The sequence below is a fragment of the Chitinophaga sp. SVR4-12A genome (assembly GCF_056754765.1).
Map to the genome: position 1 here is coordinate 3679476 of NZ_JBPGWP010000001.1, position 25823 is coordinate 3705298.

The 25823-nt window shown below is 49.8% G+C and carries 21 protein-coding genes; 5 read left to right on the forward strand and 16 right to left on the reverse strand.

The annotated features are described in order from the left end of the window. Positions 1-418 precede the first annotated feature (418 nt). The 3 genes from ACR9Y8_RS15040 to ACR9Y8_RS15050 form a co-directional block, all read right to left on the reverse strand. Positions 419-1282, reverse strand: coding sequence for a hypothetical protein (locus tag ACR9Y8_RS15040; RefSeq protein ID WP_481214063.1), 864 nt, complete (start codon positions 1280-1282; stop codon positions 419-421). A gap of 119 nt (positions 1283-1401) precedes the next feature. After that, positions 1402-1833 carry a molybdopterin oxidoreductase gene (locus ACR9Y8_RS15045; RefSeq protein WP_481214064.1) on the reverse strand — a complete coding sequence of 144 codons (432 nt, stop codon included), beginning with the start codon at positions 1831-1833 and terminating at the stop codon, positions 1402-1404. A gap of 45 nt (positions 1834-1878) precedes the next feature. Then, complete coding sequence (locus ACR9Y8_RS15050; RefSeq protein ID WP_481214065.1) at positions 1879-4170, reverse strand: molybdopterin oxidoreductase family protein; 2292 nt, start codon at positions 4168-4170, stop codon at positions 1879-1881. 219 nt (positions 4171-4389) lie between these two features. Between ACR9Y8_RS15050 and ACR9Y8_RS15055 the strand changes: the two genes are divergently transcribed. After that, the gene (locus ACR9Y8_RS15055) at positions 4390-5313 is read left to right on the forward strand and encodes an alpha/beta hydrolase fold domain-containing protein (RefSeq protein ID WP_481214066.1); all 924 of its coding nucleotides are present in this window, start codon (positions 4390-4392) and stop codon (positions 5311-5313) included. Between the two features lie 6 nt (positions 5314-5319). Here ACR9Y8_RS15055 and ACR9Y8_RS15060 read toward each other — a convergent pair whose 3' ends face one another. From ACR9Y8_RS15060 to ACR9Y8_RS15070, 3 genes are all read right to left on the reverse strand, one after another. Further along, a complete protein-coding gene (locus tag ACR9Y8_RS15060) occupies positions 5320-5733 on the reverse strand; it encodes a hypothetical protein (RefSeq protein ID WP_481214067.1) in 414 nt (137 codons plus the stop codon). A gap of 56 nt (positions 5734-5789) precedes the next feature. Further along, on the reverse strand, positions 5790-6827 hold the full coding sequence (locus ACR9Y8_RS15065) for an Atu2307/SP_0267 family LLM class monooxygenase (RefSeq protein WP_481214068.1): 1038 nt from the start codon (positions 6825-6827) through the stop codon (positions 5790-5792). A 74-nt stretch (positions 6828-6901) separates the two neighbouring features. Next, positions 6902-7720, reverse strand: a complete 819-nt coding sequence (locus ACR9Y8_RS15070; protein ID WP_481214069.1) for an SDR family NAD(P)-dependent oxidoreductase — start codon at positions 7718-7720, stop codon at positions 6902-6904. 138 nt (positions 7721-7858) lie between these two features. Between ACR9Y8_RS15070 and ACR9Y8_RS15075 the strand changes: the two genes are divergently transcribed. Further along, positions 7859-8836 carry a ligand-gated ion channel gene (locus tag ACR9Y8_RS15075; RefSeq protein WP_481214070.1) on the forward strand — a complete coding sequence of 326 codons (978 nt, stop codon included), beginning with the start codon at positions 7859-7861 and terminating at the stop codon, positions 8834-8836. Between the two features lie 4 nt (positions 8837-8840). On the opposite strand, the gene ACR9Y8_RS15080 is transcribed toward ACR9Y8_RS15075, so the two are convergent. The 3 genes from ACR9Y8_RS15080 to ACR9Y8_RS15090 all read right to left on the reverse strand — a co-directional run bounded on the left by ACR9Y8_RS15080 (position 8841) and on the right by ACR9Y8_RS15090 (position 12383). Then, entirely contained in the window at positions 8841-9218 is a 378-nt protein-coding gene (locus tag ACR9Y8_RS15080; protein WP_481214071.1) for a VOC family protein, read from the reverse strand. A 72-nt stretch (positions 9219-9290) separates the two neighbouring features. Then, entirely contained in the window at positions 9291-10103 is an 813-nt protein-coding gene (locus ACR9Y8_RS15085) for an AraC family transcriptional regulator (RefSeq protein ID WP_481214072.1), read from the reverse strand. Positions 10104-10109: 6 nt separating this feature from the next. Then, a complete protein-coding gene (locus tag ACR9Y8_RS15090) occupies positions 10110-12383 on the reverse strand; it encodes an ATP-binding cassette domain-containing protein (RefSeq protein ID WP_481214073.1) in 2274 nt (757 codons plus the stop codon). 139 nt (positions 12384-12522) lie between these two features. On the opposite strand from ACR9Y8_RS15090, the gene ACR9Y8_RS15095 reads away from it, so the two are divergent. Further along, a complete protein-coding gene (locus tag ACR9Y8_RS15095; RefSeq protein WP_481214074.1) occupies positions 12523-13467 on the forward strand; it encodes a helix-turn-helix transcriptional regulator in 945 nt (314 codons plus the stop codon). Here ACR9Y8_RS15095 and ACR9Y8_RS15100 read toward each other — a convergent pair whose 3' ends face one another. Then, positions 13468-14496: an aldo/keto reductase gene (locus tag ACR9Y8_RS15100; protein ID WP_481214075.1), complete on the reverse strand. Its 1029-nt coding sequence runs from the start codon at positions 14494-14496 to the stop codon at positions 13468-13470. 140 nt (positions 14497-14636) lie between these two features. Here ACR9Y8_RS15100 and ACR9Y8_RS15105 point away from each other — a divergent pair, with 140 nt between their 5' ends. Both ACR9Y8_RS15105 and ACR9Y8_RS15110 read left to right on the forward strand, forming a co-directional pair. Continuing rightward, positions 14637-16805 carry a xanthine dehydrogenase family protein molybdopterin-binding subunit gene (locus ACR9Y8_RS15105; protein ID WP_481214076.1) on the forward strand — a complete coding sequence of 723 codons (2169 nt, stop codon included), beginning with the start codon at positions 14637-14639 and terminating at the stop codon, positions 16803-16805. After that, on the forward strand, positions 16802-17269 hold the full coding sequence (locus ACR9Y8_RS15110) for a RidA family protein (protein WP_481214077.1): 468 nt from the start codon (positions 16802-16804) through the stop codon (positions 17267-17269). Before ACR9Y8_RS15105 ends, ACR9Y8_RS15110 begins: the two co-directional genes overlap by 4 nt. A 231-nt stretch (positions 17270-17500) precedes the next feature. Here the strand turns inward: ACR9Y8_RS15110 and ACR9Y8_RS15115 are convergent, their stop codons facing one another. The 6 genes from ACR9Y8_RS15115 to ACR9Y8_RS15140 form a co-directional block, all read right to left on the reverse strand. Next, complete coding sequence (locus ACR9Y8_RS15115; RefSeq protein WP_481214078.1) at positions 17501-19294, reverse strand: PQQ-dependent sugar dehydrogenase; 1794 nt, start codon at positions 19292-19294, stop codon at positions 17501-17503. A 108-nt stretch (positions 19295-19402) separates the two neighbouring features. Further along, a complete protein-coding gene (locus ACR9Y8_RS15120; RefSeq protein WP_481214079.1) occupies positions 19403-20941 on the reverse strand; it encodes a DHA2 family efflux MFS transporter permease subunit in 1539 nt (512 codons plus the stop codon). Between the two features lie 51 nt (positions 20942-20992). Further along, positions 20993-21583: a TetR/AcrR family transcriptional regulator gene (locus tag ACR9Y8_RS15125; protein WP_481214080.1), complete on the reverse strand. Its 591-nt coding sequence runs from the start codon at positions 21581-21583 to the stop codon at positions 20993-20995. Positions 21584-21639: 56 nt separating this feature from the next. Next, entirely contained in the window at positions 21640-21840 is a 201-nt protein-coding gene (locus ACR9Y8_RS15130) for a KTSC domain-containing protein (protein WP_481214081.1), read from the reverse strand. A 184-nt stretch (positions 21841-22024) separates the two neighbouring features. Then, a complete protein-coding gene (locus ACR9Y8_RS15135; protein WP_481214082.1) occupies positions 22025-22318 on the reverse strand; it encodes a hypothetical protein in 294 nt (97 codons plus the stop codon). Between the two features lie 170 nt (positions 22319-22488). Further along, positions 22489-25728 (reverse strand): TonB-dependent receptor, encoded by a 3240-nt coding sequence (locus ACR9Y8_RS15140; RefSeq protein ID WP_481214083.1) that lies wholly within the window; start codon positions 25726-25728, stop codon positions 22489-22491. Between the last annotated feature and the right edge of the window lie 95 nt (positions 25729-25823).

Here is a 25823-nt window from a genome sequence, read left to right on the forward strand (position 1 = left end):
TTATGGGGAGGGGATCAGGGGCATGGCGTTCCAAGTAAGCGCTGACCTGGCACTTATGCGGAAAGCACGAGGAGGGAACCCGGCTAATACCTTAAGTAGCCGGCTTGTAAGGGTATAGTAAGGGTTATGTAGAACTAAGGGGTAATTGGATGTGAGGTGGACTTGATCAAGAGTTGAAGGTGAGTTGATGCGGGAGGGGATTTGAGGTGAGGACGGCACCATCCGGTGGACAGGCCCCCATCCGCGTCATTGCGGGGAGCTGCGAAAGGTGAGCGCGTGGGGCGACGAGGCAATCTTTTAGTCCAATCTACATGGAAAAGATTGCTTCGTCGCCCCACGCACAAAAGGCTTAACCCCTCCTCGCAATGACGGAGGAGGAAGACCCTCGACGCTCGACTGATTGTGCTTGAGGATTGTGTTAGAAGATGGCTTCGTCGCGCTGCCCTGGTGGCCCTGCGGCGCCTCGTGCTGACGGGGATGGAGGCCCTTGGTTGTTGACGGAGGATGAAGACCCATGTACTGCTTTCTCTTGGCTGTTAACAGAGGAAGATGTTTTACGGAAGGCAAAACGTTTACGCGTTGCTTTTGCTATGAGCGCATCCGGTATGAGGACTTGATCTACAGGTACAACAAGATGGATAACATCGCCGGCTATGTAGCGGCGGTCGCAGGAAGGATATAAGACGCCGTTAGTAGCTTTACAGGCGCGGCATTGCAAGGTAACCATTAATACACCTTCTCCTTCAGTAGGAACGCTTAAAGCCAGGCCGTTGAAGGGAATATCGGGGTTAAGGTCGATGATAGCGGAGGAAGATTCGGAGCTGAGTACGCGGTGTGTACGGAAGTCGATCCGCGCGGCGATGAGGCGGACTTCCAGGTGTGTGTTGGCGCCTTGTGGCTCCAGTTCCTGGGCGGGGATATGGAGGGTACCGTTTACTGTGAAGACGGGCGGAATAATGAATAGTTTTTCCAGGCCGGTGTGGCGGTTAAAATGAAAGCCCTGGAGGCTAGGGAAATTGTTACGGCCGGCCTGAATGAATAGTTTATTCAGGCGGTTCACCAGGCCATCGTCACGGCGTAGGCCAAGGTAAGGACGGAAGGCGGTGCGAATAAGCTTTCCTTTCCGGCTGGCAATGCCGAAGTTACGGGCAGCGCGCTTAGTGGCAGCTGTCTGTCTTACTTTGTCCGGCATGCTACGCAAGAAATATTTACCATTTCTGCGGTAGCCAATGACGTTATCAAGTCTGCCGGTGAACTTGTGAATGCCGACTTGAAGGGCCATGGTAAATGATTTATATAAAAATACGGGAAAGGATCCAATGAAACATCAAGGGGTTAAATTTGATGATTTAGATCAACTTTATTCTCATTGGGAATAGTTGGGGAGGGGCTGCTACCCCACTATTCTGCAGCTATCAAGGTCTGTGGGGCGGCTGATTTCATCCTGGTGTAAATCCAGGCTTGTTGCCTTTTTGATTGCCGTTCTATTTCTCCGCAGGTTGACAACAGCGCTTCATCCCGCAAGCCTGCGGCAGCCTGCTGTAATATAGCGCAGCAAATCATCGCTTCGCCTACTATTAAATACAAGTCGTGCAGGTCTCTCAGAAGCGCCATTCCGCCTTTACGTGCTTCCTTTAATAAGGTTTGTGTCAGCCTGTCGGGTTCGTCATCACTTTCTTCACCATATGTTTCTGCAAAGACCTGGATATCATCAGCAAGGCTTTGAGACCATGATGATAACAGCATACAAGTCTGGTAAATGTCCACCTCATCTCCATGGGCATCCGCTACCAGTTTGAAAGCCTTTACGAGATCAACTTCTGTTCTGTGCACTAAGTCAATGTATTTTCCGATATGCATTGTGATACCTTCCGGGGTTTAAGTTTTACTTATTTTTACTGCTGCATATTTAAAATGGGGTTGCTTGCTCACCGGGTCCCATTCTGTAATGGTTAATTCATTTACTGCGCGCGGGCGCTCATCGTTATCCCAATAACCATAATGGAAAGGTATGAAGACAGTTCCCGGTTCGATGCCCCCGATCTTTGCAGGCTCCATTACTTTTCCCCGCCGGGATGTAACGGTGATCATATCGCCCTCTGCAATGTTATACTTGGCGGCGTCCTGTTCTGAGATCTGTACATATCCGTCAGGGGCCGCATCATGCAGCTCCTTAGACCGGTCTGTCTTTGTCCGCGTATGGAAATGATAAACGAGCCTGCCTGTAGTTAACCATAGCGGGTAGTCCTGATCCGGGGCTTCGTGCGGTGGAAGATAATCTGATCCTTTGAGGAATGCTTTACCGTTTGGATGTACTGCTTTGTATTCCTGTTCTGTAACTGCAGCGCCTGTATCTAAATCATGTCCATAAGTTTCGCAATAGTCAGCTGCGGTGTTGAATACGCCATCGGTATACAGATGACGCGTACCCTCAGGATACTTTTCATTGCAGGGCCACTGGATGCCTGATCCCCCTGTAAGCTTGGAATAGCTCATTCCTGTATAATCGCAAGGTCTGCCCCTGCTGCATTCTTTCCATGCTTCAAAGGCTTCTTCAGGCGTATTCCATTTTATCAGATCAGCGCCGTCTTTATCCTTAAAACCCATTCTGCGGCTGTAATCTAAAAAAATATCAAAGTCTGATCTCGCTTCTCCCGGCGGTTCAATTGCCTTGTGTGAAATGTGCACTGTTCTATCCACGTTGGTATAACAGCCTGTTTTTTCTCCCCATATTGCTGCAGGCAGCACTACATCTGCGAGCTTCGTTGTTTCCGTCATGAATGCATCCTGCGCTACTACGAAGAGATCTTCCTTTTGCAGGATCTTTCGGATGCGTGGCAATTCAGGCATAGACACGGCAGGATTTGTACCACTTATCCAAAGCATCTTTATTGAACCGGCTTCGGCGAATCGCCAGATCTGCATGGCGTGTGTGGGAGGGGACCAATGCGGGATCTTATCCAATTCAACATTCCACAAATCGGCAAGCTGTTGTACATGCGCTTTATTATCCCAATTTCTAAATCCCGGTAAATCGCCATCTGCTCCACATTCTCTTGTATTCTGTGAGGTGGGCTGTCCGTTCATTTGATAGATGCCGCAACCATCCATTCCAATAAGTCCGCGTAGCAGGTGCAGGTTATTTATCTGGATGGACGCTGCTGTTGCCTGCATGGATTGATAGACTCCCTGCAGAACAGTAGAGACGAGCGTTTTGCTTGTACCCAATAGATCTGCCGCTTCACGCAACTTAGCTGCAGGCACGCCGCTTACTTCGGCTACCCTTTCGGGCGGCCATTTTGCAACGATTTGTTTTAACGCTTCGAAACCAAGGGTATGTGCATCGATATATGCTTTGTTGATGTGCCCAGCTGTTATGATCAAATTAAGCAAGCCATTCATTACCGGGATATTGGTTCCCAGCTTTGGCGCTAAGTGCACGGTTGCTTTTTGAGCAGTATATGTTTCTCTCGGATCTATAACCACCAGCTTCGGCGGATTAGGGCCTGCAAGCCTGTCCAGGATCCGCATCCATAAGACGGTCTGTTGTGAAGCGATGTTATGGCCAACATGCAGGATACAGTCTGTTGTATCGATGTCTGAATAAGAACCAGGCTGACCATCCGTTCCAAAAGACGCTTTCAGTGCGGAAGCAGCAGTAGCGGTACAAAGCCTGGTATTTCCATCCATATGCGGCGTACCTAAACCAGCTTTGCCAAGTACGCCCAGTGTATAATATTCCTCTAAAAAGAGCTGCCCTGAAGTATAAAATCCAATACCAAGGCTTGTGTATTTTTCTATGATCTCCTTTGATCTTTGTACGATAAGGTTCATTGCCTCGTCCCAGCTGGCTTCTTCCAATTTACCGTTCCTTCTTATTAAAGGTTTCGTCAGCCTGTCTTTACTGTTGTTAGCTACCCATCCATGCAAACCCTTTGGCCCCATTCTTCCGAAGTTCACGATATCCTCTTTACGGCCACGAACGCCTACTATTCGTCCATTCTTTACCCCAATGTCCATTCCACAGCCATTGGAGCATAAGACACAGGCCGACTGTACCCAATAGTCGGGTTCTTCGCCAATACATTGGTCTACTCTCACCGGCCATTCACCTCTATAAGGGCTTCGTTCGCCCCAAATGTCGACGATACTATCGCGGCTCGCTTGCATAACAGTTTAATTTGTGTACGTTGAGAACGTGAAAAGATTTGCTGACAATCTTCCGAAGAGTGGCAGTGGTAACGTGGCGCGCATATTCCATGCTTTTTATCCTGTTACAATAATCATGCTAAGCGAAGTTCAATAAGTACGATTTGCAGGCTCAACTATTTGGGCCATTTAATCGTTATTCTCCCCTTTTTCTGCTAAATTCAGGCAAATATTCTCAACATGATCTTAAGACACTGTATGCGGCGGCTGCTCCTCCTGGCGCCCATTGTTGCGCTAACATTCCACGGACAGGCGCAAACATCACCGGTACAAAATATATTCCCTGAAGGAACGGTTGTACATCCCAATATACCCTATGCCAATGATACGCTGAAGAAGCACCTGCTGGATATTTATCTCCCTCCCAATGCGGGCAGTAACACCCCGCTGGTGGTATGGGTACATGGAGGCGGTTGGATGCTGAATGACAAGTATGCAGATATGAGCTATATGCAGGAGACTATCAAGGGGTTGATCAATAATGGCTATGCATTGGCTTCTATTGACTACCGTTGGAGCACTACGGCTATTTTCCCTGCACAGGTACAGGATTGTAACCAGGCGCTGGAATACCTGTACCAGCATGCGGGCGAGTATAAAATTGATAAGGACAGAATAGCACTGATCGGGTTCTCGGCAGGCGGGCATCTGGCGTCGTTACTGGCATTAGCTGCTAATAATCATATGCAGGAATTTTATCCACCTGGTAAGAGCCCGCATTTTAAGATCAAATGTGTGCTTGATTTTTATGGACCTTCCGATCTTATTGCGATAGCGGATCATCCTGTGGTAGCTGGCGGTAAGGGGGATGATCCTCTGTCTATGCTGTTAGGCGCTTCCCCCTTGCAACGTCCTGACCTGGCAAAGAAGGCGAGCCCGAATACGTATGTTGATAAGGATGATCCTCCTTTTTTCATTGTGCAGGGTGAAAAAGATGAATCAGTGCATTTTACACAATCTGTATTGTTAAGTTCCTGGCTGACGCTTAGCGGGGTAAAGAACCAGCTGACGGTTGTTCCGGGAGCACCGCATTTCGGGGTGATGTTTGATGCGCAGGATATAAGACAGCAGCTGTTTGCCTTCCTGGGAACTTATCTGAAATAAGTGTTCCTATAACTTTCCTTTAAACTCCTTTAGCCGCTGCCTTTGCGCATCGCGGTTAAGGGAGAATACTTTCAATGCTTTTTCCTTGCTGTCGGTACAGGCGATGAGCCAGTCTACTTTTGCGATCAGCATGGGGATGTTGGTGGTATTGGCGGTATCCAGGCGGATGTCGATTTCTTCCAGGAGCAGGTCGGTGATGACGTCGAGTGCGCGGTAGTCCATGTTGTTCTTTTCAACGAAGGCGGCCAGTTCGTCTATGGTCATATCGTCGAAGCTATTTTTATCCTTGAATTTGGTTCCTCTGAAGGCGACCCGGATCTCTTCCAATGCTTTAGAAGGGTTGGATTTCTTCATGTTGATGATGGTCCGGAGGATCCGGCCTAATTCTTCGACGATTTCTAAGATATAATCCTGGCGCATGTTATTCAGGTTTGGTTAATGTGTAGATATATGGATCAACACCACCTCGATATTTGCTACTGCACTCCCAATGCCTGCTTCACCGCCGGCGCCACCTTTGTGCCGAATAACTCTATCGCCCGCAGTACCTTATCGTGTTCTATATATCCCTTTACCAGCTGGCCCAGGAAACGGTTATGACCAAACAATTTGTACTGGTACAGTATCTTATCAATCACTTCCTGTACACTGCCTACAAACAGCGGGCCTTCGGGCATGCGCATATATTCAAAATGCTCCCAGGTAAGCGGCGGCCAGCCCCTATCCTTTCCAACACGGTTCATCAGCTTCTCATAGGAAGGGAAGAACTCATCTGCCGCCTGGTCTGAATCTTCTGCTACGTAGAACTGCGAGTTAATGGCCAGCTTCAGTTGGGCAGGATCATGCCCTGCTTCGCGGGCGGATTTGCGGTACAGCTCAGCGAGGGGAACAAACTGGCTGGGTTTTCCACCCAGGATGGCCAGGACAAGCGGAAGGTTCAGCCTTCCTGCTCTGCGAGAGGAAGCAGGTGTGCCGCCTGATCCTATCCATATCGGTAAAGACGGCTGATATGGACGCGGATACACGCCACGCTCATTCAGGGGAGGCCTGAATTTGCCTTTCCAGGAAACGATCTCATGCTGGTTGATGTGCAGCAGCATGTTCAGCTTTTCTTCGAAGAGGGCGTCGTAATCTGCCAGGCTATATCCAAAGAGGGGGAAAGATTCTGTAAAAGAGCCTCTACCGGCTAAGATCTCTGCACGGCCGCCGGAGAGCAGGTCTACCGTTGCAAATTGTTCAAACACCCGCACCGGGTCTGCTGAACTAAGCACGGTAACGGAACTGGATAAACGGATCTTTTGTGTGGCGGCCGCTATTGCGCCTAATACCACTTCAGGGGACGAGATCACAAAGTCAGGCCGGTGATGTTCGCCTACGGCGTAGACATCCAGGCCTACGGCTTCGGCCAGTTTTGCTTCGGCTATTACCTCCTGCATGCGCAGGTAGGATTCTTTTGCATTTCCGGGAACGCCTTCCGGTTGAACTTCTCCAAATGTGCTGATACCAAATTCCATGAGCGGGTAGTTTTCCTATCCGCAATATTAAAGCAATACGGCGAGATATAGGGCAGGCTCCGCCCGGAACGGGTTCAGGCCTCGTCTGCTTTTAAAAAGGCGATGTTGGTCACCTTATAATTCAATGCACTGGTGGTGCCAGCGGTTACATCGATGGTAACACCGGTGATGGAAGCAGCCATGTGAGACGAGAGGAATACGGCCGTGTTGGCGATATCCTGCATGAGAGGCATCCGCTTCAGCATGGTATCATTGGCCATCTTTTCAATAAACTCCTTTACATCGTCGCCACCGGCATCTATCGCTTCTTTGAAGATCCTGGAATCGGGAGAGCCGCCGGAACGGATATTGACCACCCGCACACCATAAGCGCCCAGCTCTGAAGCCAGGTTGCGGGAAAAACCTTCCACGCCGCAACAGGCGGGGCCAAAGCCGCCGGTGTTCGCATAACCTATTCCGCCGGGGGTGGCCGTGAGCGAGAGAATCACACCGGATCCCTGTTTCATCATCACCCGGGCGGCAGCAGTAGCGGTGATAAATTGTACTTCCAGGCCGATGTTGATCGGGCGGATAAAATCATCCAGGGTCATATCTGTCAGCGGGATGTTTTGCACCACCTGCCAGTCGATGGCGTTGAAAGAGATGTCCAGCGTGCCTGCCTGGGCGATAGACCCGATATACCCGTTAACGGCCTGCTCGTCCAGCGCATCCAGTTCGGCTGTTTCCGCCTGGCCACCGGCAGCGATGATCTCATCGGCTACCTGCTGAACGGAGCGCAGGGTACGACCTGTAAGAAATACTTTGGCGCCTGCTGCGGCCAGGGCACGGGCTACGGCTCCTCCCAGGGAGCCGCCTGCCCCGTAAATAATGGCGTTCTTATGCTGTAGTAACATATGTTGCGTTTTAAGCCGGATTCACCCTAAAGCTAGCTGAATCAGCCCGAAAGCCGGGTGGGTATACGCGCCAATTTAGGAGGGGTATTCTGACTTTCAATATAATTACATACCTTACATATTATAAAGAATACCAACATGAGAAAAGCGCTGTTGCTTTCCATCTGCTTCCTATTACACTGCACCATCTTTATTGAACGATCTTTTGCGAAAGAGGAACAGGATACACCACCGGATACCGTTAAAACGGGTATTTACGTTACCAGCATCCACGACATTGATTTCAAAGAGAATGAATATACCATCAGCCTGTGGCTGTGGCTCACCTATAAGAACAAGAAATTTGATTTCTGGCAGAACCTGGAAATACCACAGGCCAAAACCGTTACCAAATCCTACTATACGGTTGATACCAGCGAGGGACGCGTGTATATGCTGATGAAACTGCAATGCGTGATGAAGGACTCCTGGAGGATCAATAATTTCCCCTTTGACCGGCAGCGCTTAAGGCTGGGTATTGAAAACTCACAATTTGACGCCAGCTCCCTGGTTTTTGCGCCGGATACGTTGGGACAACATTTTGATCCGCGCTTTACCTTAAGGGGATGGAATATTGACAGCTTTGTGGTATCATCAGGCATCAAGGCATATGAAACGGGTTTTGGGGATGAAAGCCTGCCAAAGCCACATACCGAATACAGCACCTTCCGGGTAAGAATAGCGATTGACCGGGAAGCCACGGAACTGTTCTGGAAGATGTTCCTGGGCATGTATGTTTCTTTCCTAATCTCCTACATGTGCTTCTACATCCATGCCGACCATATCGATTCCCGCTTCGGATTAAGCGTAGGCGCCTTGTTTGCCGCTATTGGTAATAAATATGTGATTGATTCCTCACTGCCGGATTCTTCTGCGTTTACGCTGGTGGATACCCTGCATGGCATTACGCTTTTCTACATCTTTGCAGTGATCACCTCATCGGCTATTTCCCTGCTGATGTCAAAAAAGGATAACCTCAGAGCTGCCAACAAGTATGATCTGATCATTGCGCAGATCATGCTGGTAACGTATATCGGGTTGAACGCCTATTTCATTACGAAGGCGATCAATGGTTAGCGTATCATTCCGGCGACTGGTAACGTACGAAGTCTATCCCGATTCCGTTGGGGTCTAAAATCGCAAAATGGCGGTCGCCCCAGGGCTCGTCTTTCATCTCTACGCTGATAGGGATCCCTTTGCTTTTGATGGTGTCGTACCAGTCATCCACCTCCTCCATTTCGATAGTGAGATAAACGCCACGGCCGTTGAAGGGCTGCTGGAAGATGGGCGCCTGTGAAGGCAACCCCGGCTTCAGGAAAGCGATCTCTGAACTGTGGCCCGGTGTATGCAAAAGCAGGTACCATTCGTTTTCAAAGGTTACGCCAAAGCCCAGCTGACCTGCATAGAAATCTTTAGTAGCCTGTAAATTGTTGGTGATAATACCAGCGTTCAGTTTCATGGTGTTTAGTTTTATTGATCGTCACAAAACTACACCGGGCTGCAGGGCCGACATTGTAAAAAACGGACAAACTTAATCCAGTGCGATGGTGGGCGTTAAGCCGTACATGCGTTTAAACTCTTTGATGAAATGGGCCTGGTCGTGATAACCATAATCAAAGAAAAGCTTGTTCCTGCGCAGCGCCTGCCTGGAGGGCCTGGCATGCAGAATCTGCTGAAAACGCACCACTTTGCTGAACATCTTGGGCGTGTCACCGATATATCGTTCAAAGAGCCGTCTTAATTGCCGTGGGCTTATCCCGGTTTGCAATTCTTTTTCGATGGATAGTATACCCTGTGAGCGGAGGATGAGATCTATTGCCTCGTATAAGCGGTGATCCGGATGAGGGTTGATACCGGCTAACAGGCGCAAAAGGAGATTGTCCAGCGAAGGCTTTATGGATTGCAGGAAGTATTTTTCACTGGCGATGTTCCCCAGCTGATGCGCTACAGCGGGCAGAAAGGTGGATAATGCTTCTACTTTATCCGTCAGCTCCCCGGCATCAATGTTAAACAACAAGGGCAAGGCAGTGGGCAGAAAGCGGATACCTATATAGTTGAAATGGCGGCCCAGCGGAAATTCTGTAAAGGCAGTAGAAAATCCCATCACATAATTATCGCAGGGGGCATCTGCTTCAAAAAAGATATCCATGCAACCATCGGCCACTACGCGATAAAGGAAATCTTCCTGTAAAGGTGCAGTAGTGCTCAGCTGCCAGTAACAGAAAATGTAATGACTTAAGCGGATATCGGGTGTGTATTCATGATAGCGCACACCGTTCATCCCCGCTTTAACAGCAGGCTGTGAAGGCGTAAAACGATCCTTTATGACGGTGAGCGCTTTCATGTGTATTTACAAAACTACGGATTGTTGCTGCATATCACGCAGGTGTTTTGCTGTAAGCGAATCGGGCGATTGCAGCAGGCCTGCAGGCGTTCCTTCATACAATATGGCGCCGCCTTTTGAGCCGCCTTCAGGCCCGAGGTCTATGATCCAGTCGGCATTACAGATCACATCTGTATTATGCTCGATGACGATCACCGTGTTACCGGTATCCACCAGGCGGTCAATGATCTCCAGGAGGTGCCCGGTATCTGACATGTGCAACCCGGTGGTAGGCTCATCCATTACATAGATGCTGCCTTTTTTATGCAGCTCGCCGGCGAGTTTAATACGCTGACATTCGCCACCGGAGAGCGTGCTCAAAGGCTGACCCAGTGTGAGGTAATCCAGGCCTACATCGTTCATGGCGGAGAGCTTGTTCACCACATCTTTTTTGGTAAAGAAAGTTTCCGCCTGTTGTACGGTCATGTTCAGCACATCGGAGATCGTTTTGCCGTGGAGGGTATATTGCAGTACTTCCTCTTTAAAACGGCGTCCGTTACATATTTCGCAAACGGTGCGGACCGGCTCGAGGAAGGCCAGGTCAATATAGTTGAAGCCGAGCCCCTGGCAGCCTTCGCAGGCGCCTTTGGAGTTGAAGCTGAAAAGCGAGGGACTTACTTTATTGGCCTTGCCGAAGAGCTGACGTACATCGTCCATAATACCGGTGTAAGTAGCGGGGTTGGAACGGATGGATGTACCTACGGCTGATTGATCGATCACGATCGCTTCAGGATGTTGTGAGAGGAACACTTCGTTGATGAGGGTACTTTTACCAGAACCTGCTACACCGGTTACTACGGTAAATACACCTGTGGGAATGGCAACGGAAATGTTCTTTAAATTGTGTAAACGGGCATCTTTGATATGCATGAAATCTACCGGCTCGCGGAAAGTTTCCTTGATCTTTACGGTTCTGTTCATAAAGCGGCCGGTGAGTGTGTTGGATTGCAGCAAGCCTTTGAGATCTCCCTGGTAGACCACTTCCCCACCCTGGCTGCCGGCTTTGGGGCCTATATCTACAATATGATCGGCTGTTTTGATCACATCCGGATCATGTTCTACTACCAGGATGGTATTGCCTTTATCGCGGAGCTTCTGCAGCAGTTCGTTGAGGCGGTGCACATCGCGGGGGTGTAAACCGATACTGGGCTCATCGAAGATATACAGCATGTCGGCCAGGCTACTGTTCAGGTGCTTTACCATTTTGATACGCTGGGATTCGCCGCCGGAGAGCGTAGCGGTCTCGCGGTCCAGGCTGAGGTATCCCAGGCCGATATCCACCAGGTGTTCCAGCCGCATGACGAGCGAAGCGATCATCGGCCCTGCAGTGGGATCATCGAGCTGCCTTATTACTGCTACAAGGTCGCCTACTTCCATGGCAGCCATTTCGGCGATGTTCATTCCATTGATGCGGCAGCTTAGTGTAGCCTGGCTGAGGCGGGCGCCTTTACATAAAGGGCAGGGGCCGAACTTCATGTAACGTTCTGCATTCTGCCGGGTGCTTTCTGCCATCTCGGTACTGTCTTTCTGGATATAGAGCCGGTTAAACTTATCTACCAGTCCTTCGAATTTTGCATTGATTGGAATATTGTTGTCCAGTTTTACTTCGAAGGAGCCTTTACCGTAGAGTAAGGTCTGCCATTCTTCCGGCGTATAGTCTTCCAGCTTTTTGTCGTTGTCTAACAGGCCGGAGTACACGTAGCTTTTCCAGTACCAGGAGCCGACGGAGAAAGTAGGAAAGAGGATAGCGCCGTCATTCAGGGATTTTGTCTTATCAAGAAACTTATCCAGGTCCACTTCCACTTTATATCCCAGTCCTTTACATTCGGGGCACATGCCACTGGGATCGTTAAATGAAAATGCATTGGAATACCCGATGAAGGGCTTGCCTATCCTGGAAAACAACAATCGTAGCACGGCATAGATATCCGTAATGGTGCCCATGGTAGAACGGGAGTTGCCCCCGAGGCGTTTCTGATCGATGACAATGGCGGTGGAGAGGTTTTCAATGGCATCTGCTTCCGGCTGACTGATCCGCGGGAGTCGGTTACGGATGAACATGCTGAACGTTTCATTGAGCTGGCGTTGCGCTTCTGCCCCAATGGTATCAAACACCATGGACGATTTACCGGAACCTGACACGCCGGTGAAGATGGTGATCTTTCGTTTGGGAATTTCCAGGGAAACATTCTTCAGATTGTTTTCCCTGGCGCCTTTGATCCTGATATATTCCTGCTGCATACACGAAAATATTTTTGACACTCACAAGTTCCGCAAAAGCTGTTTCACAAAAACTGTGCAGGCGGATTCATTATCCTCCTGAACGGATCGGGCATTCCGGGAAAACTTTTTTTGTGTATGTTTGCTCAATACTTTTATTATGGCCGATAATAACTGTACTGTCAGCTCCTCCACCTATCCATTAATTGAACAAACCATACAGCATCAATATGACACCTCACTAGCCGATATCACCATGGCTTCTTTTGCAGGGGTAAAGATCATTTCTGCCAAAGTACTGCAGGAAAGGAACACCCGTTTTCCGGAGACAAAAGATACGCCTACACTGGATATGTATTTCTCTTTGAAGGGGCACAGCAGCGCTGCGGATACTGCTAACGGGCTGCTGTCGGAGATCTATAGTCATCATCACGGCGTAATATACACGCCGCGTTTTGACGGGTATTATACCATTTCAGGAAAAGAAGCGGAAGGCTTTTGTATAGAGATAGACAACAGCTATATGCATCGCCTGATGATCACGGACCTTGATTGCCTGAAACGCTTCTGGGACCGGACGATGAAAGGGCAGGCAGCCGAACTGTGTGATGTGCCCATGGCGCTTACCTGGCAGCAAAAGCAGGTGATCCGCGATATACAGGCATGCCCCTACAGCGGACATATGAAGATGCTGTATTATGAATCGAAGATCATGGAACTGTTCCTGATGCAGGCAGAACAGGCGGAACGACTGGCAGGAGGAGCAGCCATCAGCCTGCATCCTGCGGATAAGGAACGTTTATATGCTGCCCGCGACTATGTGAAGGAACATATGTTTGAGCCACTCAGCCTGATGCAGGTGGCAAGGCATTGCGGCCTGAATGATTTTAAGCTGAAGAAGGGATTCAAGGCTTTGTTTGGGACGACGGTATTTGGTTACCTGAATGAGCTAAAGATGAACTACGGCAGGCAGATGCTCCTGGAATCTGCCTGCACGGTAGCGGAAGCCGGTTATGTGCTGGGCTATACTGACAGCTATAATTTCTCCAAGGCCTTTAAGAAATACTTCGGTTACCCGCCCGGTAAATTAAAGCTGAAGCACTGATCATTTTGCGCCAAAGATCTCCTTATGCTGGGGATCAACGAGGTTCTGCAGGAACCAGTGCGGGTATAAGGTGCCCGGGTGCGTATGATCATTCAGCTGTTTGAGGTCTTCCTCGTTCAATTCAACATCCACTGCTTTCAAATTATCTTCCAGCTGGTGGATCTTACTGGCCCCTACGATAATGCTGGACAACACCGGTTTGCTGAGCAACCATGCCAGCGCCACCTGTGCTGGTGAAGCATTGTGTGCAGCGGCTATTTTCTTCATCACATCCACTACCTCAAAACCTTTTTCCTTGTCGAAAGGAATGATATCAAAACCGGAGAGGCGGTTGTCCTGGTCTTTCAGGTTCTCACGGGTATATTTACCACTGAGGAAACCGCTTGCCAACGGGCTCCAGATAGTCATACCGATGCCCGCGTGCTGCATGAAAGGAACCATATCATGCTCTACATCGCGGCCTACCAGGGAGTAATACAGCTGACCATTGCAGAAAGGCGCCCATCCCCGCTCCTTTTGCATCTGCCAGGCCAATGCTGCTTTCCACACGGTCCAGTTAGAAAAGCCCACATATCTCACCTTACCTGCCACTACCAGGGAATTGAGCGCTTCGAGGGTTTCTTCCAGCGGCGTGTAGGGATCTTCCTTATGCAGGATGTAAAGGTCTATGTAATCAGTATTCAGGCGCTTCAGGCTTTGCTCGCAGGAGTACAGGATATGACGGCGGGAAAGTCCTGCCTGGGTAACAGGCTGACCGGTGCGGAAACCTACTTTGGTGGCGATCACCACATCCTGCCTGCGTTTAGCCAGTGTTTTGCCCAGCATGATTTCTGACTGGCCGCCGGAGTAACCATCAGCCGTATCAAAAAAGTTAATACCAGCGTCCAGCGCTTTGTCTACCATGGTTTGCGCATCTTCCTGCGTTACTTTATAAATGGCGGTCAGAGATGGGTCGTTTCCGAAGGTCATGGATCCGAATGAAAGCCGCGATACGATAAGGCCTGTATTACCCAATTTAGTGTACTTCATTTGTGCGGGTTTTTAAATGTTAAGAGGTGCTGTACTACGACGAATATTACGGGAGGCGAATTTAAAGTACCTGTGGTGAAATAGCAATAAGATAAGATTTTTAACTACATTCAAAGTGGCTACAATTAAACCCATTCACTATGGATCAGTCCAGAAGAGATTTCCTGAAAACAGCCGGCTGCCTGACGATAGGATTTTCCCTCAGCGCTCTTTACCCAGCAGGTTCCACGCTACCCTTGCAGGAGCTTCCCGGTTCGCTTCAACGATATCCCCATATAAACGCCTGGCTGGAAGTGCTGGCCAATGGCAGTGTACGGGTGTTTACGGGTAAAATAGAGCTGGGACAAGGCATCCGTATCGCCATTGCGCAGGTAGCGGCAGAAGAGCTGGACCTTGATATTGGCAAGGTGAGCGTTGCTCTGGCTGAGACTGGCGTAACGCCCAATGAATCTTATACCGCAGGCAGCGCTTCCATTGAAACCAGCGCGATGTCTGTACGCTATGCCGCGGCCGCAGCCAGGCAACGCTTATTGCAGCTGGCTGCTATGCGCCTGGGCGTTGCTGCAGAAGAGCTGCGGATGTCTGAAGGCAGGATCCATACAAAGAACAACCAACGCTCCCTTACTTTTGCCGAGGTGCTGGATGGTAAAAAGCTGGATGGTGAGATCAAGATGCCGGTGCCGCTGAAAGCAAAACAGGATTACCGCTTTTCCGGTAAGCCTGTTCCACGGCAGGACCTGAGCGCTATGGTGAACGGCGGGCCGATATTTGTGCATGACCTGCGCTTTCCGGGTATGTTGCATGCCCGTATTGTACGGCCGCCTGTTTATGAGGCTAAGCTGGATAGTTTCAATGAAAAGAATGTAAGATCGAAAGTGCCGCAGCTGCAGCAGATCATCGTGAACGGCAGCTTCGTGGCGGTGGTTGCCAAAGGAGAATATGCCGCCATGCAGGCGCAGAAGATACTGGCTGAAAATACAAAATGGACTTTTGTAAAACCGCTGGAAGGCGGTAAGGATTTAGCAGCCTATCTCAGGCAATTACCTGTAAAATCACAGAACGTACAACAGAAAGGCGAGATACTGACCGGTGCGGCAACTGTGCGCGCCAGCTATTTCAAGCCTTATATTATGCACGGAGCATCAGGCCCCTCCTGTGCGGTGGCGCTGTACGAAAAAGACCAGCTGCATATCTGGACACATAGCCAGGGCGTGTATCCGCTGCGGGAATCACTGAAAGAGCTGTTACAGCTGCCCGCAGAACGCATTCATATCAAGGGAGTGCCGGGCGCAGGTTGTTTTGGACATAACGGCGCTGATGATGTAGCGGCAGAGGCAGCGCTACTGGCTATGCAGGTACCGGGGAAGCATATACGGTTACAATGGTCAAGACAGGAGGAGCATGGCTGGGAGCCCTATGGCAGCGCTATGCTGATGGATGCAGCAGCGGTGCTGGATAGCAATGGAAGGATCACTTACTGGCAATATGCATTATGGTCTGATACGCATAGTACGCGCCCGGGCGGTAAAGCAGAGAACCTGTTGCCTGCGCATTACCTGCAAAAGCCGTTTGCGGCAGGTGGTTCTACTTATAGCGGAGGCGCTTCGCGCAACTCGGAGCCTTATTATAATTTTCCCAACGTGGATATAAAGGCACATTCCTTTCAGGGACCGCTGCGTGTATCAGCGCTGCGGAGCCTGGGGGCATTTGCCAATGTCTTTGCGATAGAATCTTTTATGGAAGAACTGGCGGTAGCTGCAGGGAAGGATGGGTATAGCTTCCGGCTGATGCACCTGGAAGATGAACGGGCGATTGCGGTGTTGCGGAAGCTGCAGTCTATGGCGCCGGTGAAAGGAGATGCTAAGGGCAATGGGATAGGGATTGCCTTTGCACGGTATAAAAATACTGCGGCGTATGCGGCAGTGGCGGCACAGGTGCAGGTGGAACAGGGCGTGGTGCGCGTACAGAAGATGTGGGCGGTAATTGATGCGGGAGAGATCATTAATCCTGATGGCATTAAGAACCAGACGGAAGGTGGGATGGTACAGGCGGCCAGCTGGACGCTGCGGGAGCAGGTGAAATATGATGCGCAGATCAGGAGCCTGGACTGGTTCTCTTACCCGGTATTGCCGATCAGCCAGGCGCCGGAAGTGGAGGTAGCGCTGATAGATCGCCCAACGGAAGAGCCGCTGGGGGCGGGCGAAGCAGTGCAGGGCCCTGCGGGTGCAGCGATTGCTAATGCGGTGTATCATGCTACGGGAAAACGGGTGCGGGAGCTGCCGATATTACCTGAGAAATTATTAACATGATGAGATATATAGTTTTGATACCAGCGCTGCTGATGACGGCGACGGTGTTTTCGCAAACGAAGCCTATTGTTGAATTGGTGAACCCGGGCAGTGTGGCTGCACCGAAAGGATATTCGCAGGCGGCGGTGGTGGACCTGGGAAATTGTAAGATGGTGATCATGTCGGGACAGGTGCCATTGGATAAGGATGGTCAGTTGGTGGGGAAGGGTGATGTAGGCGCGCAGGCGAGGCAGGTGTTTCAGAATATTAAAAACATAGTGGAAGAGATGGGTGGGAGTATGAAGGATGTGGTTAAGCTGACTTATTTGATGACAGATGTAGCGGGGTTGGGGAAGGTGAGGGAGGTGAGGGATGAGTTTATTAATGTGCAGAAGCCGCCGGCGAGTACGCTGGCGCAGGTGAGCAGGTTGTATAGGGAGGATGTGTTGATTGAGGTAGAGGCGACGGCGGTGATTGGGAAGTGACGGGGGGAGAGTGATGCGGAGGTTAGTAAAAGATTGCTTCGTCGCGCCCCCGCGCGCCAGGCCCTTGGCTCCTCGCAATGACGGGGCTCAAGACCCGTGTCTTGGGGAATGACGGGGCTCAAGACCCGTGCCTTGGGGAATGACGGGGTTCAAGACCCGTGTCTTGGGGAATGACGCGGTTCAAGACCAAGGTCTCGCGCGATGACTGGACTCAAGACCCGGGTCTCGCCATTACTTACCAGTGGCCTTGCGCACTTTGTTCACTTCTTCCAATGTAAAAGGTTTGTCTTCATCAGCGAAACGGTTGGTGAGGAAGGTGAGGATGGAGGCCACAGCATGATCATCCAGTACATCTTTGTGGGCAGGCATGACGCCGTTGTAGGTTTTGCCGTTCACTTTGATCTCTCCCTGCAGGCCGTTGAGCACAATACTGATCAGGCGCTCACGATCGCCGCTGACCCATTCAGAGCCGACTAATGGCGGATAACGGTTGTTATCCCCTTTACCATCACGCTGGTGGCAGCTGGTACAGTAAGCGTTGTAGAGCATATGGCCGTGCATCTCTCCTCCTTTACCCAGGTTGTCATTTATCTCATGCGGTGTTTTAATATAGGTGCGTGATTTGCGCGCTTCCATGGCTGCCAGCTGCGCTGCTCCAAACTTCGTTTTATCTCCTTTATACATTACCCGCCAGATCTTTCCCTTATTGGATTCGGAGATATACAGGGAGCCGTCAGGCCCTTCTGCAAGGCCCATGGGGCGGTATACGGCATCGCTGGTATTTACAACAGTATCTACACCGGTAAAGCCATCTGCAAAGACTTCCCATTTGCCGTCAGACTTCCCGTTTTCAAAAGGAACAAAGCAAACGATGTAGCCCGCCTGGGGATAAGGAGAACGGTCTGTAGAGCCGTGGAAGGCTACGAATGCGCCTTTCTTATATCGTTCAGGAAATTGATTGCCGCGATAGAACAACAGATCCATAGGCGCCCAGTGACCGGGGAAACCGATCACCGGTACATTGAATCTGGAAGCCCGGCCTGTTATCTTACCATCGCCGCCATAACCAGGCTGCAGCATATTCTTTCCCTGCATGTGGTCAAAATAAGCATAGGGCCATCCAAAATCGGAGCCTTCTGTGACTTTCAGCAAAGGCTCTGAAGGCAGTACAGCAGCCTGCCAGGAGCTGAAGACCTGCGGGTAGCGGGTATGAAAATTATCCATGCCGTTCATCACTACATAAAGGCAATCGTCGTCCTGGTTCCACGCGATGCCTAATACGCTACGGATACCAGTGGCATATTTATAACCGTCCTGCTGCGTTTGACCTTCCTGATCTTCATCAAAACGCCAGATGCCGCCGTGCCATTTCAGATCAGGCGCGGGGTCCAGGCCTTTGCCACCGGGCATGCCACCGGGACCTGCTTTGTCAATATCCTGCGCAGCATCTGTAGGGGCGCCAAAGGGCACGTACATATGCCCCTTGTTATCAAAGGCGATGGGTTTGGCAGTATGCCAGTGACGCCGGATGTCGCCACTGGTATCGTTGAGGATGATCTCTGTTTTACTATCGGGTATGAGCTGGCCCGGCTTCAATTTATTCCTGAGCACCTGGCGGAGCGTGGAAGTGTACAGGTACCCTTTGTGGATCATCATCCCAACGGGTAGCCCTCCTTCATCTTTATAGCCACCGAAATAGGCCATAACGTCTGCCTTGCCGTCGTTATCGGTATCGCGCAGGCCGACTGTTCCACCCGCGCCCTGCATTACATCATTGTACACCAGCTTTACGTAGATATCACCATTGGTGTTAACGGTCAGATGCCTGGCGCGGCCGATGCTGTCTGCCACTACTACTGCCTGGAAGTTGCCCGGGAGTATGAGCCCTCCGTTGTCAGGATCGCCGGAAGGAAGGGGAGCTGGTGGTTCGCTTTTACATTGTACAAGGCTTATGGCTATACAAGCTGATAAACACCACATGAGCAGGGGACGAAATATTCCAAAGGCAAAGGAGGACCTGTACATGAGCTTCGCGTTTTAGGGTAAGTCAAAAAGTGCTGCTGCTAATCCTGGTTTACACTAATATACGGGAATCCGCTTGCTCTTTTAAGAAGATTTGATGAGCGTAAACTATCAATGATCGGACAATACCACCGCCGGTTTTGCGCCCTTTTTACGTGTAGCCATCAGCAGCAAAGGCAATGCTACCAGAAAGATCAGGCCCACCACCAGGTAAGCGTCATTAAAGCTCATAAGATTGGATTGTCTTGTTACATTCAGGTCCAACAGCTGCAGGCCCTGATGATATGCCTGGTCGGCTGTGGCGCCCTTACTGGTGAAATAATGGGTGTAGGCAGATAAACGTTGTACTGCAGCAGGATTATCCGGCGTGAGATTAGACACCAGGTCTGAACGGTGCACGGCATTACGATGGGTGAGATAAGTGTTGACCAGGGCGATGCCGAAAGAGCCACCCAGCTGCCGCATCATGTTATTGAGAGCGGCACCCTGCGGTATATCTTTAGGCTCCAGCGAGGAGACGGCCAGCGTGGTTAATGGTACGGTTACAACTGCCAGTCCGAGTGCGCGCCAAAGCAGGGTGACCGTAATGTTTCCCGCTCCGGCATCCAGGCTGAGTGCAGACATCTGCCAGCTGAACAAGGCAAAGAGGCAGATACCTGCTGCAATCATGTATAAAGGAGATATACCTCTTTGCAATAAGCGGGCGGATACGATCAGTCCTCCAATGGCAAGACATGCCCCCGGTAGCAATAAGAGCCCGGTTTGTGTAGGTGTAAAGCCCAGCAGGCGCTGCGCGAAAACGGGGGTCAGAAAAACAGAGCTGAACAAAGCTATGCCCGAAATAAAAGTGAGCACGGCGGCGATGCTCAGGTTACGGCTCTTCAGCACACGGAGGTTCACTACCGGGAACGCTACTTTCAATTCCCACCATACAAACAGGATAATGCCAAAAACGGCGATCACCGTGAGCCAGGTAATATAGCTGGTTTCAAACCAGTCTTCTGTTTGCCCTCTTTCCAGCACGGTTTGCAATGCACTTATGGATACTGCGAGCAGGAAGATTCCCAGCCAGTCTATTTTGGCGGCCGCCTGTTTGATCAGCGGCTCACCTAACAGCACAAAGCAGAGAGATGCCACGGCGATGCCCAGGGGCACATTGATGTAAAAGATCCAGGGCCAGGAATAGTATTCTGTGATGTACCCTCCCAGGGTGGGACCAATAGTAGGCCCTATAAAAACACCGATACCAAATATGGCGCTGGCTACATTCTGCTTTTCTTTGGGGAACAGTTCAAATACAACGGCCTGTGATACGGACAACAATGCGCCGCCGCCGATGCCCTGCAGGAAGCGGAAAGCTACCAGCATCCAGATATTGGTGGCTTGCCCGCACATAAATGAAAAGAACGTAAAGGCGATGATTGAGCCGATATAGTAATTACGCCGTCCTAGTTTATTTGTTAGGAAGCTGGTGATGGGAATGATGATCACATTGGCAATTGCATAGGCGGTGATCACCCAGGATGCGTCTTCTACCGTGGCGCCCAGGTTACCGCTCATGTGCGAGAGGGCCACATTCACTATAGAAGTGTCAATAAGCTCCATGATGGCCGCGACAATAACGGTCACCAACAATAACGTTCTCTTCATATTGGTTAAGGTTTAATTATACCGATCGGTATAATCTAATGCAAAAAAATTTTATGTCAGATCATTGATCAGTTTCTCCACTGATTGCATAATTGTTTTACGGTAATTTAATTTTCCTGTGAGCTTGGTGATCATGATAGCGCCTTCGATCATGGCGATCATGGTAAGCGCCGTTTGTTCGGGATCAGTGTCCGCTTTGAACTCCCCGTTGTCAATCCCTTTACGGACCAGGGCGCTGAGGTTGTTCTTCCAGAATGTAAGCGCCGCGGCGGCTTTTTCTTTTAAGGCCTCATGCGTGTCATCAGCTTCTACAGCAGTGTTCAGAATGGGGCAGCCTCCTTCGGGGAAGGGGCCTTTCAGAAAGTCGTTGTATACTTTTACATATACCAGCAATTTGTCTTTGATGGTATCGTGTTTGCTCATTTCCGCTCTTACGATCTGCTGTACCTGCTGGGTATTATGATCAAATGCAGCCAGGGCCACCTCATCCTTGTCAGCGAAGTTGCCATAGATACTGCCTTTGGTTAAGCCTGTGGCGGCTGTTATATCGTTCAGGGAAGTACCGGCGTAGCCCTTCTTATTGAAGAGGGGCGCTGTTTTCTCAATGATAAAAGCCTTTGTCTTTTCTGCTTTAGACATCATCTCCTGTACTTTGACTACACAAAAATATACCGTTTGGTATTATTTACCAAAACATTTTATTCTTCCACCTTTTCGAAGTCATATTTACCCTTGATGTAGCGGTTCAGGTATTTACCTTTTGAGATGGAATTCTTCATGGCTTCGTATACTTTTCCGGGCACTCCTTTATAATCGTACACCATGCCGGATACGTAGACTATCCTGAGTGTAGCGGTGTCAGGATCATACCTCATATTGGCAACAACGGAAGAGGGCATACCTATGGTATTGTTCCGTTTACTGTCTATCAAAAATAAGGCCTTATGGAAGGGATGGATTGCAGATCTGTTGGGGCTGCTACAGTTGATAAGGGGATACGGGGTAGGCAATTGATGGCCCCAATGACCGGGGCCACCAATCACAAGATGAAAATCAATTCGTTACAAATATCCGGGCAGGGCACTATTCTTCTTCTTCCTCGTCATCCTCGTCGTCAAGACCATCTTCATCCAGCCACTCCATGTAGGAGTAGTACCAATCCTCCAGCTGTTCGAGTAATTCCTGCTTTTTATCAGGATCATTATGGAAGAACTCATCTACGTTGTCCAGCTCTTCCACAATGTCTATGTATGCGGTCTCTTCATCTTCTTCCACACGTTTGGCAAAAAAACGGGGTTTTTCCGTGTGAAAAATGTATTCATTGTCAGGATCGGTAATAGGATCGTCGGCGATCATAAACTTAGGTAACTGTGCCATTTCAATTCATTTAGTACTCAAAAATACTCGATTCCTTGATTATGCAAGCAACAATAAAAAAATCGGTTAAAGTCCATGGTCGATGGTCCATAGTCTATAGCACAGTCTGTGAAATTTTATAGCTGACTTGATTTACAGGGATACGCTATGGACCATCGACCATCGACTATTTAAAACGAATACCTCAGGCCCACCTGCATCTGCCAACGGGATGGCAGATCCGGGCTGGGGGTGAAAGTATTTCGTAAAGAAGGATCGAACTGGTAAGTAGGTACATCGTTTTCGTAGAAGAAGCGCAGTGGCTGGAAATAACCGGAGGTAGTGGCATATTTTACCACGCCCCATTTACTGCTGATCAGGTTACCGATGTTCACAAAATCGATACTCAGCTGGATGGTCTGGTTCCTTTTGGTGCCCTTTATGATAAAGTCCTGCAGGATACGCAGATCCAGCTGGTTCAGCCAGGGATTTTCTCCTGCATACTTTTCTGTGTACTGGCCCCTGCGTTTTGTAAGATATTTATCCTGGCTGATGAACTGCTTGAATGCCGTGCGCTGGGCAGCGGCATTCTGCGTAACACCGTTCACATCTACCAGGGGAGAGAACTGCATCCTATCGATCTCTGCGTCTGTAGGTACGTATAAGAGGTCGTTCGTGTTAGTACCGTCATTGTTGATATCGCCGCCATACACATATGCAAAGCGGTTACCGGAGTTCAGAGAGCCAAAGAGGGAAACGGTAGTAGCCAGTTTCTTGTCCTTGCTATAGCTCCATTTTTTGGAAGCGGCCGCTATGATACGGTGGGTGTTGCCATACAGTGAAGTAGACAGCACCGCTTCATTGGCGTTGTTAAGGATCGGGTTACGGTCAAATGCATCACTGGATATTTCAGCAGAGATAGAGCTGGCATCTTTTGCGACCAGGAAGTTATAGCCAGCCATGAGGAAGAGGCCATTCTGAAAATTCTGCTGTGCCTGGAAGCTGACGTTAAACTGGTACCCTACGCTGGTGTTGGTAAATGCATAAACATTATTGGCACCCTGGTCTGCCGGCAGGTAGATCTTACGGTTATCGCCGATGCCGGAGTTAAAAGTACCGGTAGGCGTTCCCAGCTTGTAATTACGCACCATCATGCCTTTCACGTCTTTGGTGTAGGCTACGTCGGTGCTGAAGATGGTCCCGAAAGGGATCCTTACGTCCAGGCCCAGGTTAGAGCGCCATACCTGGGGCCATTTAAAGTTCCTGGCAGTTACATTATAAAAGCTGCTGAAGGGGTTACCGATCTGGTTGCCGATCCATACAAAGGGAAAACGGCCGGTGAACAGTCCGGAACCGCCGCGTACCTGTAGGGTTTTATCCCCTTTCACATCCCAGTTAAATCCTAAACGGGGAGAGAAGAGCGGGCTCTTTGAGGGGAAGCGGGTATTGTCAACATCTTTTCCTACGCCATTGGTAAGGCGGTTGCCATGTTCATCAAACATGGTAAGGTTGTCGTTATTGGGCACGGTTGGTTCTCCTTCGGTATAGGAGTTTTTAAACGTACCATCATCATTGAAATCGGGCTGGCTGAAGCTGGCATTAAAGTAGAAGGGCATATCTACCCGCAGGCCATAGGTTAGCCTGAAGCGTTCAGACAGTTGCCATTCGTCCTGCGCGTAAGCAGAGGCCTGGCCTACTGTCAGATAATACCAGAGCCATTTGTCGGCAGCGCCCCTGTTCCTCGCATATGTAACAAAGGGGTCCAGCGGTGCTGAACCGAATATTACATTGCCGCCCCTGGGCACTTCCGTAAGGAAAGTGTTGATGTCAATATCTGCGAATATGGATGGTCCATACCCGGTCAGGTTAAAGGAGTTGCCGAACTTGAATGACTCAAAGGAAGCGCCCAAAGTAACCGTATGTTTATTAAAGAACAGGTTGAAGTTATTGGTCACCTGGAAGGCGTCCTGGTTCAGGCGGTTATTGATAGAGAAAGGCTCATGGCCTGCTATGATATAACGTACACCGTACTTGGTAATATTTATTACCGGGAAAGGCTCAGAGAAGGGATTACGTTTATCCCTGAAGGTAGTATATACTATCCTGAGCTTATTGGCGGCATTGCTGCCAAAGCTGGATTTCAATTCAGCGCCAAAGGAATGCAGCTTATTCACGATCTCGTAACCTGAGTTCTCGAACTGCAGGGTGGTATAATCCGGTCCACGGCGACCGATGGCGCTTGGGTGGGCGGGTTTACCTTTCGTGGCATCCAGTCCGTTATAGGTAAAGGAAAGGCGGTGATTACTGGTGATGTTCCAGTCCAGTTTAACCAGCCATTTATAGCTTTTTTGGTCCAGGGTAAATCCCTGGTAGGGGCCGGTATTGTAACCAAAGCGGGAGTTCAGGATACTGCTTACCTGCTGCAGGTCTGATTCCAGCACACGGGAAGTATTGCTGTTACCTGCGTTGGAGCTGTTCCGCGCCACATAGCTGCTGGCCTGGTCTTTACGCTGCTCTGTTTCAAAGTTGACGAAGAAGAACAGCTTATCTTTCATGATCGGGCCGCCCAGTGAAAAGCCTGTTTGCAGCTGGCTGAGATCGGGCACTACCTGTTTGTTCTTATCTACTTTCTTACCAGTCATAGACTCGTTACGATAGAAGCCATATACTGTACCGGAGAAGTTATTGTCGCCTGATTTGGTCACTGTATTTACACCGGCGCCGGTGAAGCCTGCCTGGGTAACATCATAAGGGGCGATGTTTACCTGTATCTGGTCTATTGCATCCAGTGAGATAGGTTGGGCACTGGTTTGTCCGCCGGGAGTAGGCGCGTCTAAACCAAAAGGGTTGTTGAACACGGCTCCGTCCAGTGAGAAATTATTATACTGCCCGTTGCGCCCTGCAAAGGAAAGCCCGTTGTAGGTAAAAGAAGCTGAAGGGGTTAAACGCAGATAATCATCGGCGGAACGAGAGATGGTAGGAAGCGCACGGATGGTGCGGTTGGTAATGTTGGTGGAAGCGCCTGTCTTTTTATTATCGAAAATGGCAGAACGGCCGGTAACGGTTACGTTCTTCAATTCTACGGCACGTTCCTGCATCTGGATCTCCAGCACGTTATTCAAGCCCAGTTCAAGGAAAATATTATCTGTTACGTTCTCCTGGTAGCCCAGGAAACTCACCGTTACCCTGTACGGCCCTCCTACCCTGAGGTTGGGAACGGTGAAACGGCCGTCTGTTCTTGTAAGCTGCCCCTGTTTAATACCGGCGTTGGCGTATTCGACGGTAACAGTCGCAGCAGCGAGCGGTTGTCCTTTGGGGTCCTTCACGATACCACTGAGCGTAGCGGTGGTAACCTGTGCAAATACGTGTAATACGCTTAGTAACAGCAAAGGAAGGCCTACTAAAAACTTGTACTTGATTTTACGTAGCATAGCGATTTATTTTCGGTTGATATGCGATTGGCTGATACAAGATGGTATAGGGTCCCGTTTGATATAGCGATGATACCGGAACCCGTTTTGAGATT

What these genes read in the sequence shown, in the direction of transcription:
- ACR9Y8_RS15055 (WP_481214066.1), top strand. Translation starts at nt 4,390, where the DNA reads ATGATCTTAAGACACTGTATGCGGCGGCTGCTCCTCCTGGCGCCCATT.
- ACR9Y8_RS15050 (WP_481214065.1), bottom strand. Translation starts at nt 4,170, where the DNA reads ATGCAAGCGAGCCGCGATAGTATCGTCGACATTTGGGGCGAACGAAGC.
- ACR9Y8_RS15100 (WP_481214075.1), bottom strand. Translation starts at nt 14,496, where the DNA reads ATGAAGTACACTAAATTGGGTAATACAGGCCTTATCGTATCGCGGCTT.
- ACR9Y8_RS15095 (WP_481214074.1), top strand. Translation starts at nt 12,523, where the DNA reads ATGGCCGATAATAACTGTACTGTCAGCTCCTCCACCTATCCATTAATT.
- ACR9Y8_RS15130 (WP_481214081.1), bottom strand. Translation starts at nt 21,840, where the DNA reads ATGCCCTCTTCCGTTGTTGCCAATATGAGGTATGATCCTGACACCGCT.
- ACR9Y8_RS15125 (WP_481214080.1), bottom strand. Translation starts at nt 21,583, where the DNA reads ATGATGTCTAAAGCAGAAAAGACAAAGGCTTTTATCATTGAGAAAACA.
- ACR9Y8_RS15080 (WP_481214071.1), bottom strand. Translation starts at nt 9,218, where the DNA reads ATGAAACTGAACGCTGGTATTATCACCAACAATTTACAGGCTACTAAA.
- ACR9Y8_RS15120 (WP_481214079.1), bottom strand. Translation starts at nt 20,941, where the DNA reads ATGAAGAGAACGTTATTGTTGGTGACCGTTATTGTCGCGGCCATCATG.
- ACR9Y8_RS15105 (WP_481214076.1), top strand. Translation starts at nt 14,637, where the DNA reads ATGGATCAGTCCAGAAGAGATTTCCTGAAAACAGCCGGCTGCCTGACG.
- ACR9Y8_RS15085 (WP_481214072.1), bottom strand. Translation starts at nt 10,103, where the DNA reads ATGAAAGCGCTCACCGTCATAAAGGATCGTTTTACGCCTTCACAGCCT.
- ACR9Y8_RS15115 (WP_481214078.1), bottom strand. Translation starts at nt 19,294, where the DNA reads ATGTACAGGTCCTCCTTTGCCTTTGGAATATTTCGTCCCCTGCTCATG.
- ACR9Y8_RS15140 (WP_481214083.1), bottom strand. Translation starts at nt 25,728, where the DNA reads ATGCTACGTAAAATCAAGTACAAGTTTTTAGTAGGCCTTCCTTTGCTG.
- ACR9Y8_RS15135 (WP_481214082.1), bottom strand. Translation starts at nt 22,318, where the DNA reads ATGGCACAGTTACCTAAGTTTATGATCGCCGACGATCCTATTACCGAT.
- ACR9Y8_RS15090 (WP_481214073.1), bottom strand. Translation starts at nt 12,383, where the DNA reads ATGCAGCAGGAATATATCAGGATCAAAGGCGCCAGGGAAAACAATCTG.
- ACR9Y8_RS15060 (WP_481214067.1), bottom strand. Translation starts at nt 5,733, where the DNA reads ATGCGCCAGGATTATATCTTAGAAATCGTCGAAGAATTAGGCCGGATC.
- ACR9Y8_RS15065 (WP_481214068.1), bottom strand. Translation starts at nt 6,827, where the DNA reads ATGGAATTTGGTATCAGCACATTTGGAGAAGTTCAACCGGAAGGCGTT.
- ACR9Y8_RS15110 (WP_481214077.1), top strand. Translation starts at nt 16,802, where the DNA reads ATGATGAGATATATAGTTTTGATACCAGCGCTGCTGATGACGGCGACG.
- ACR9Y8_RS15070 (WP_481214069.1), bottom strand. Translation starts at nt 7,720, where the DNA reads ATGTTACTACAGCATAAGAACGCCATTATTTACGGGGCAGGCGGCTCC.
- ACR9Y8_RS15075 (WP_481214070.1), top strand. Translation starts at nt 7,859, where the DNA reads ATGAGAAAAGCGCTGTTGCTTTCCATCTGCTTCCTATTACACTGCACC.
- ACR9Y8_RS15040 (WP_481214063.1), bottom strand. Translation starts at nt 1,282, where the DNA reads ATGGCCCTTCAAGTCGGCATTCACAAGTTCACCGGCAGACTTGATAAC.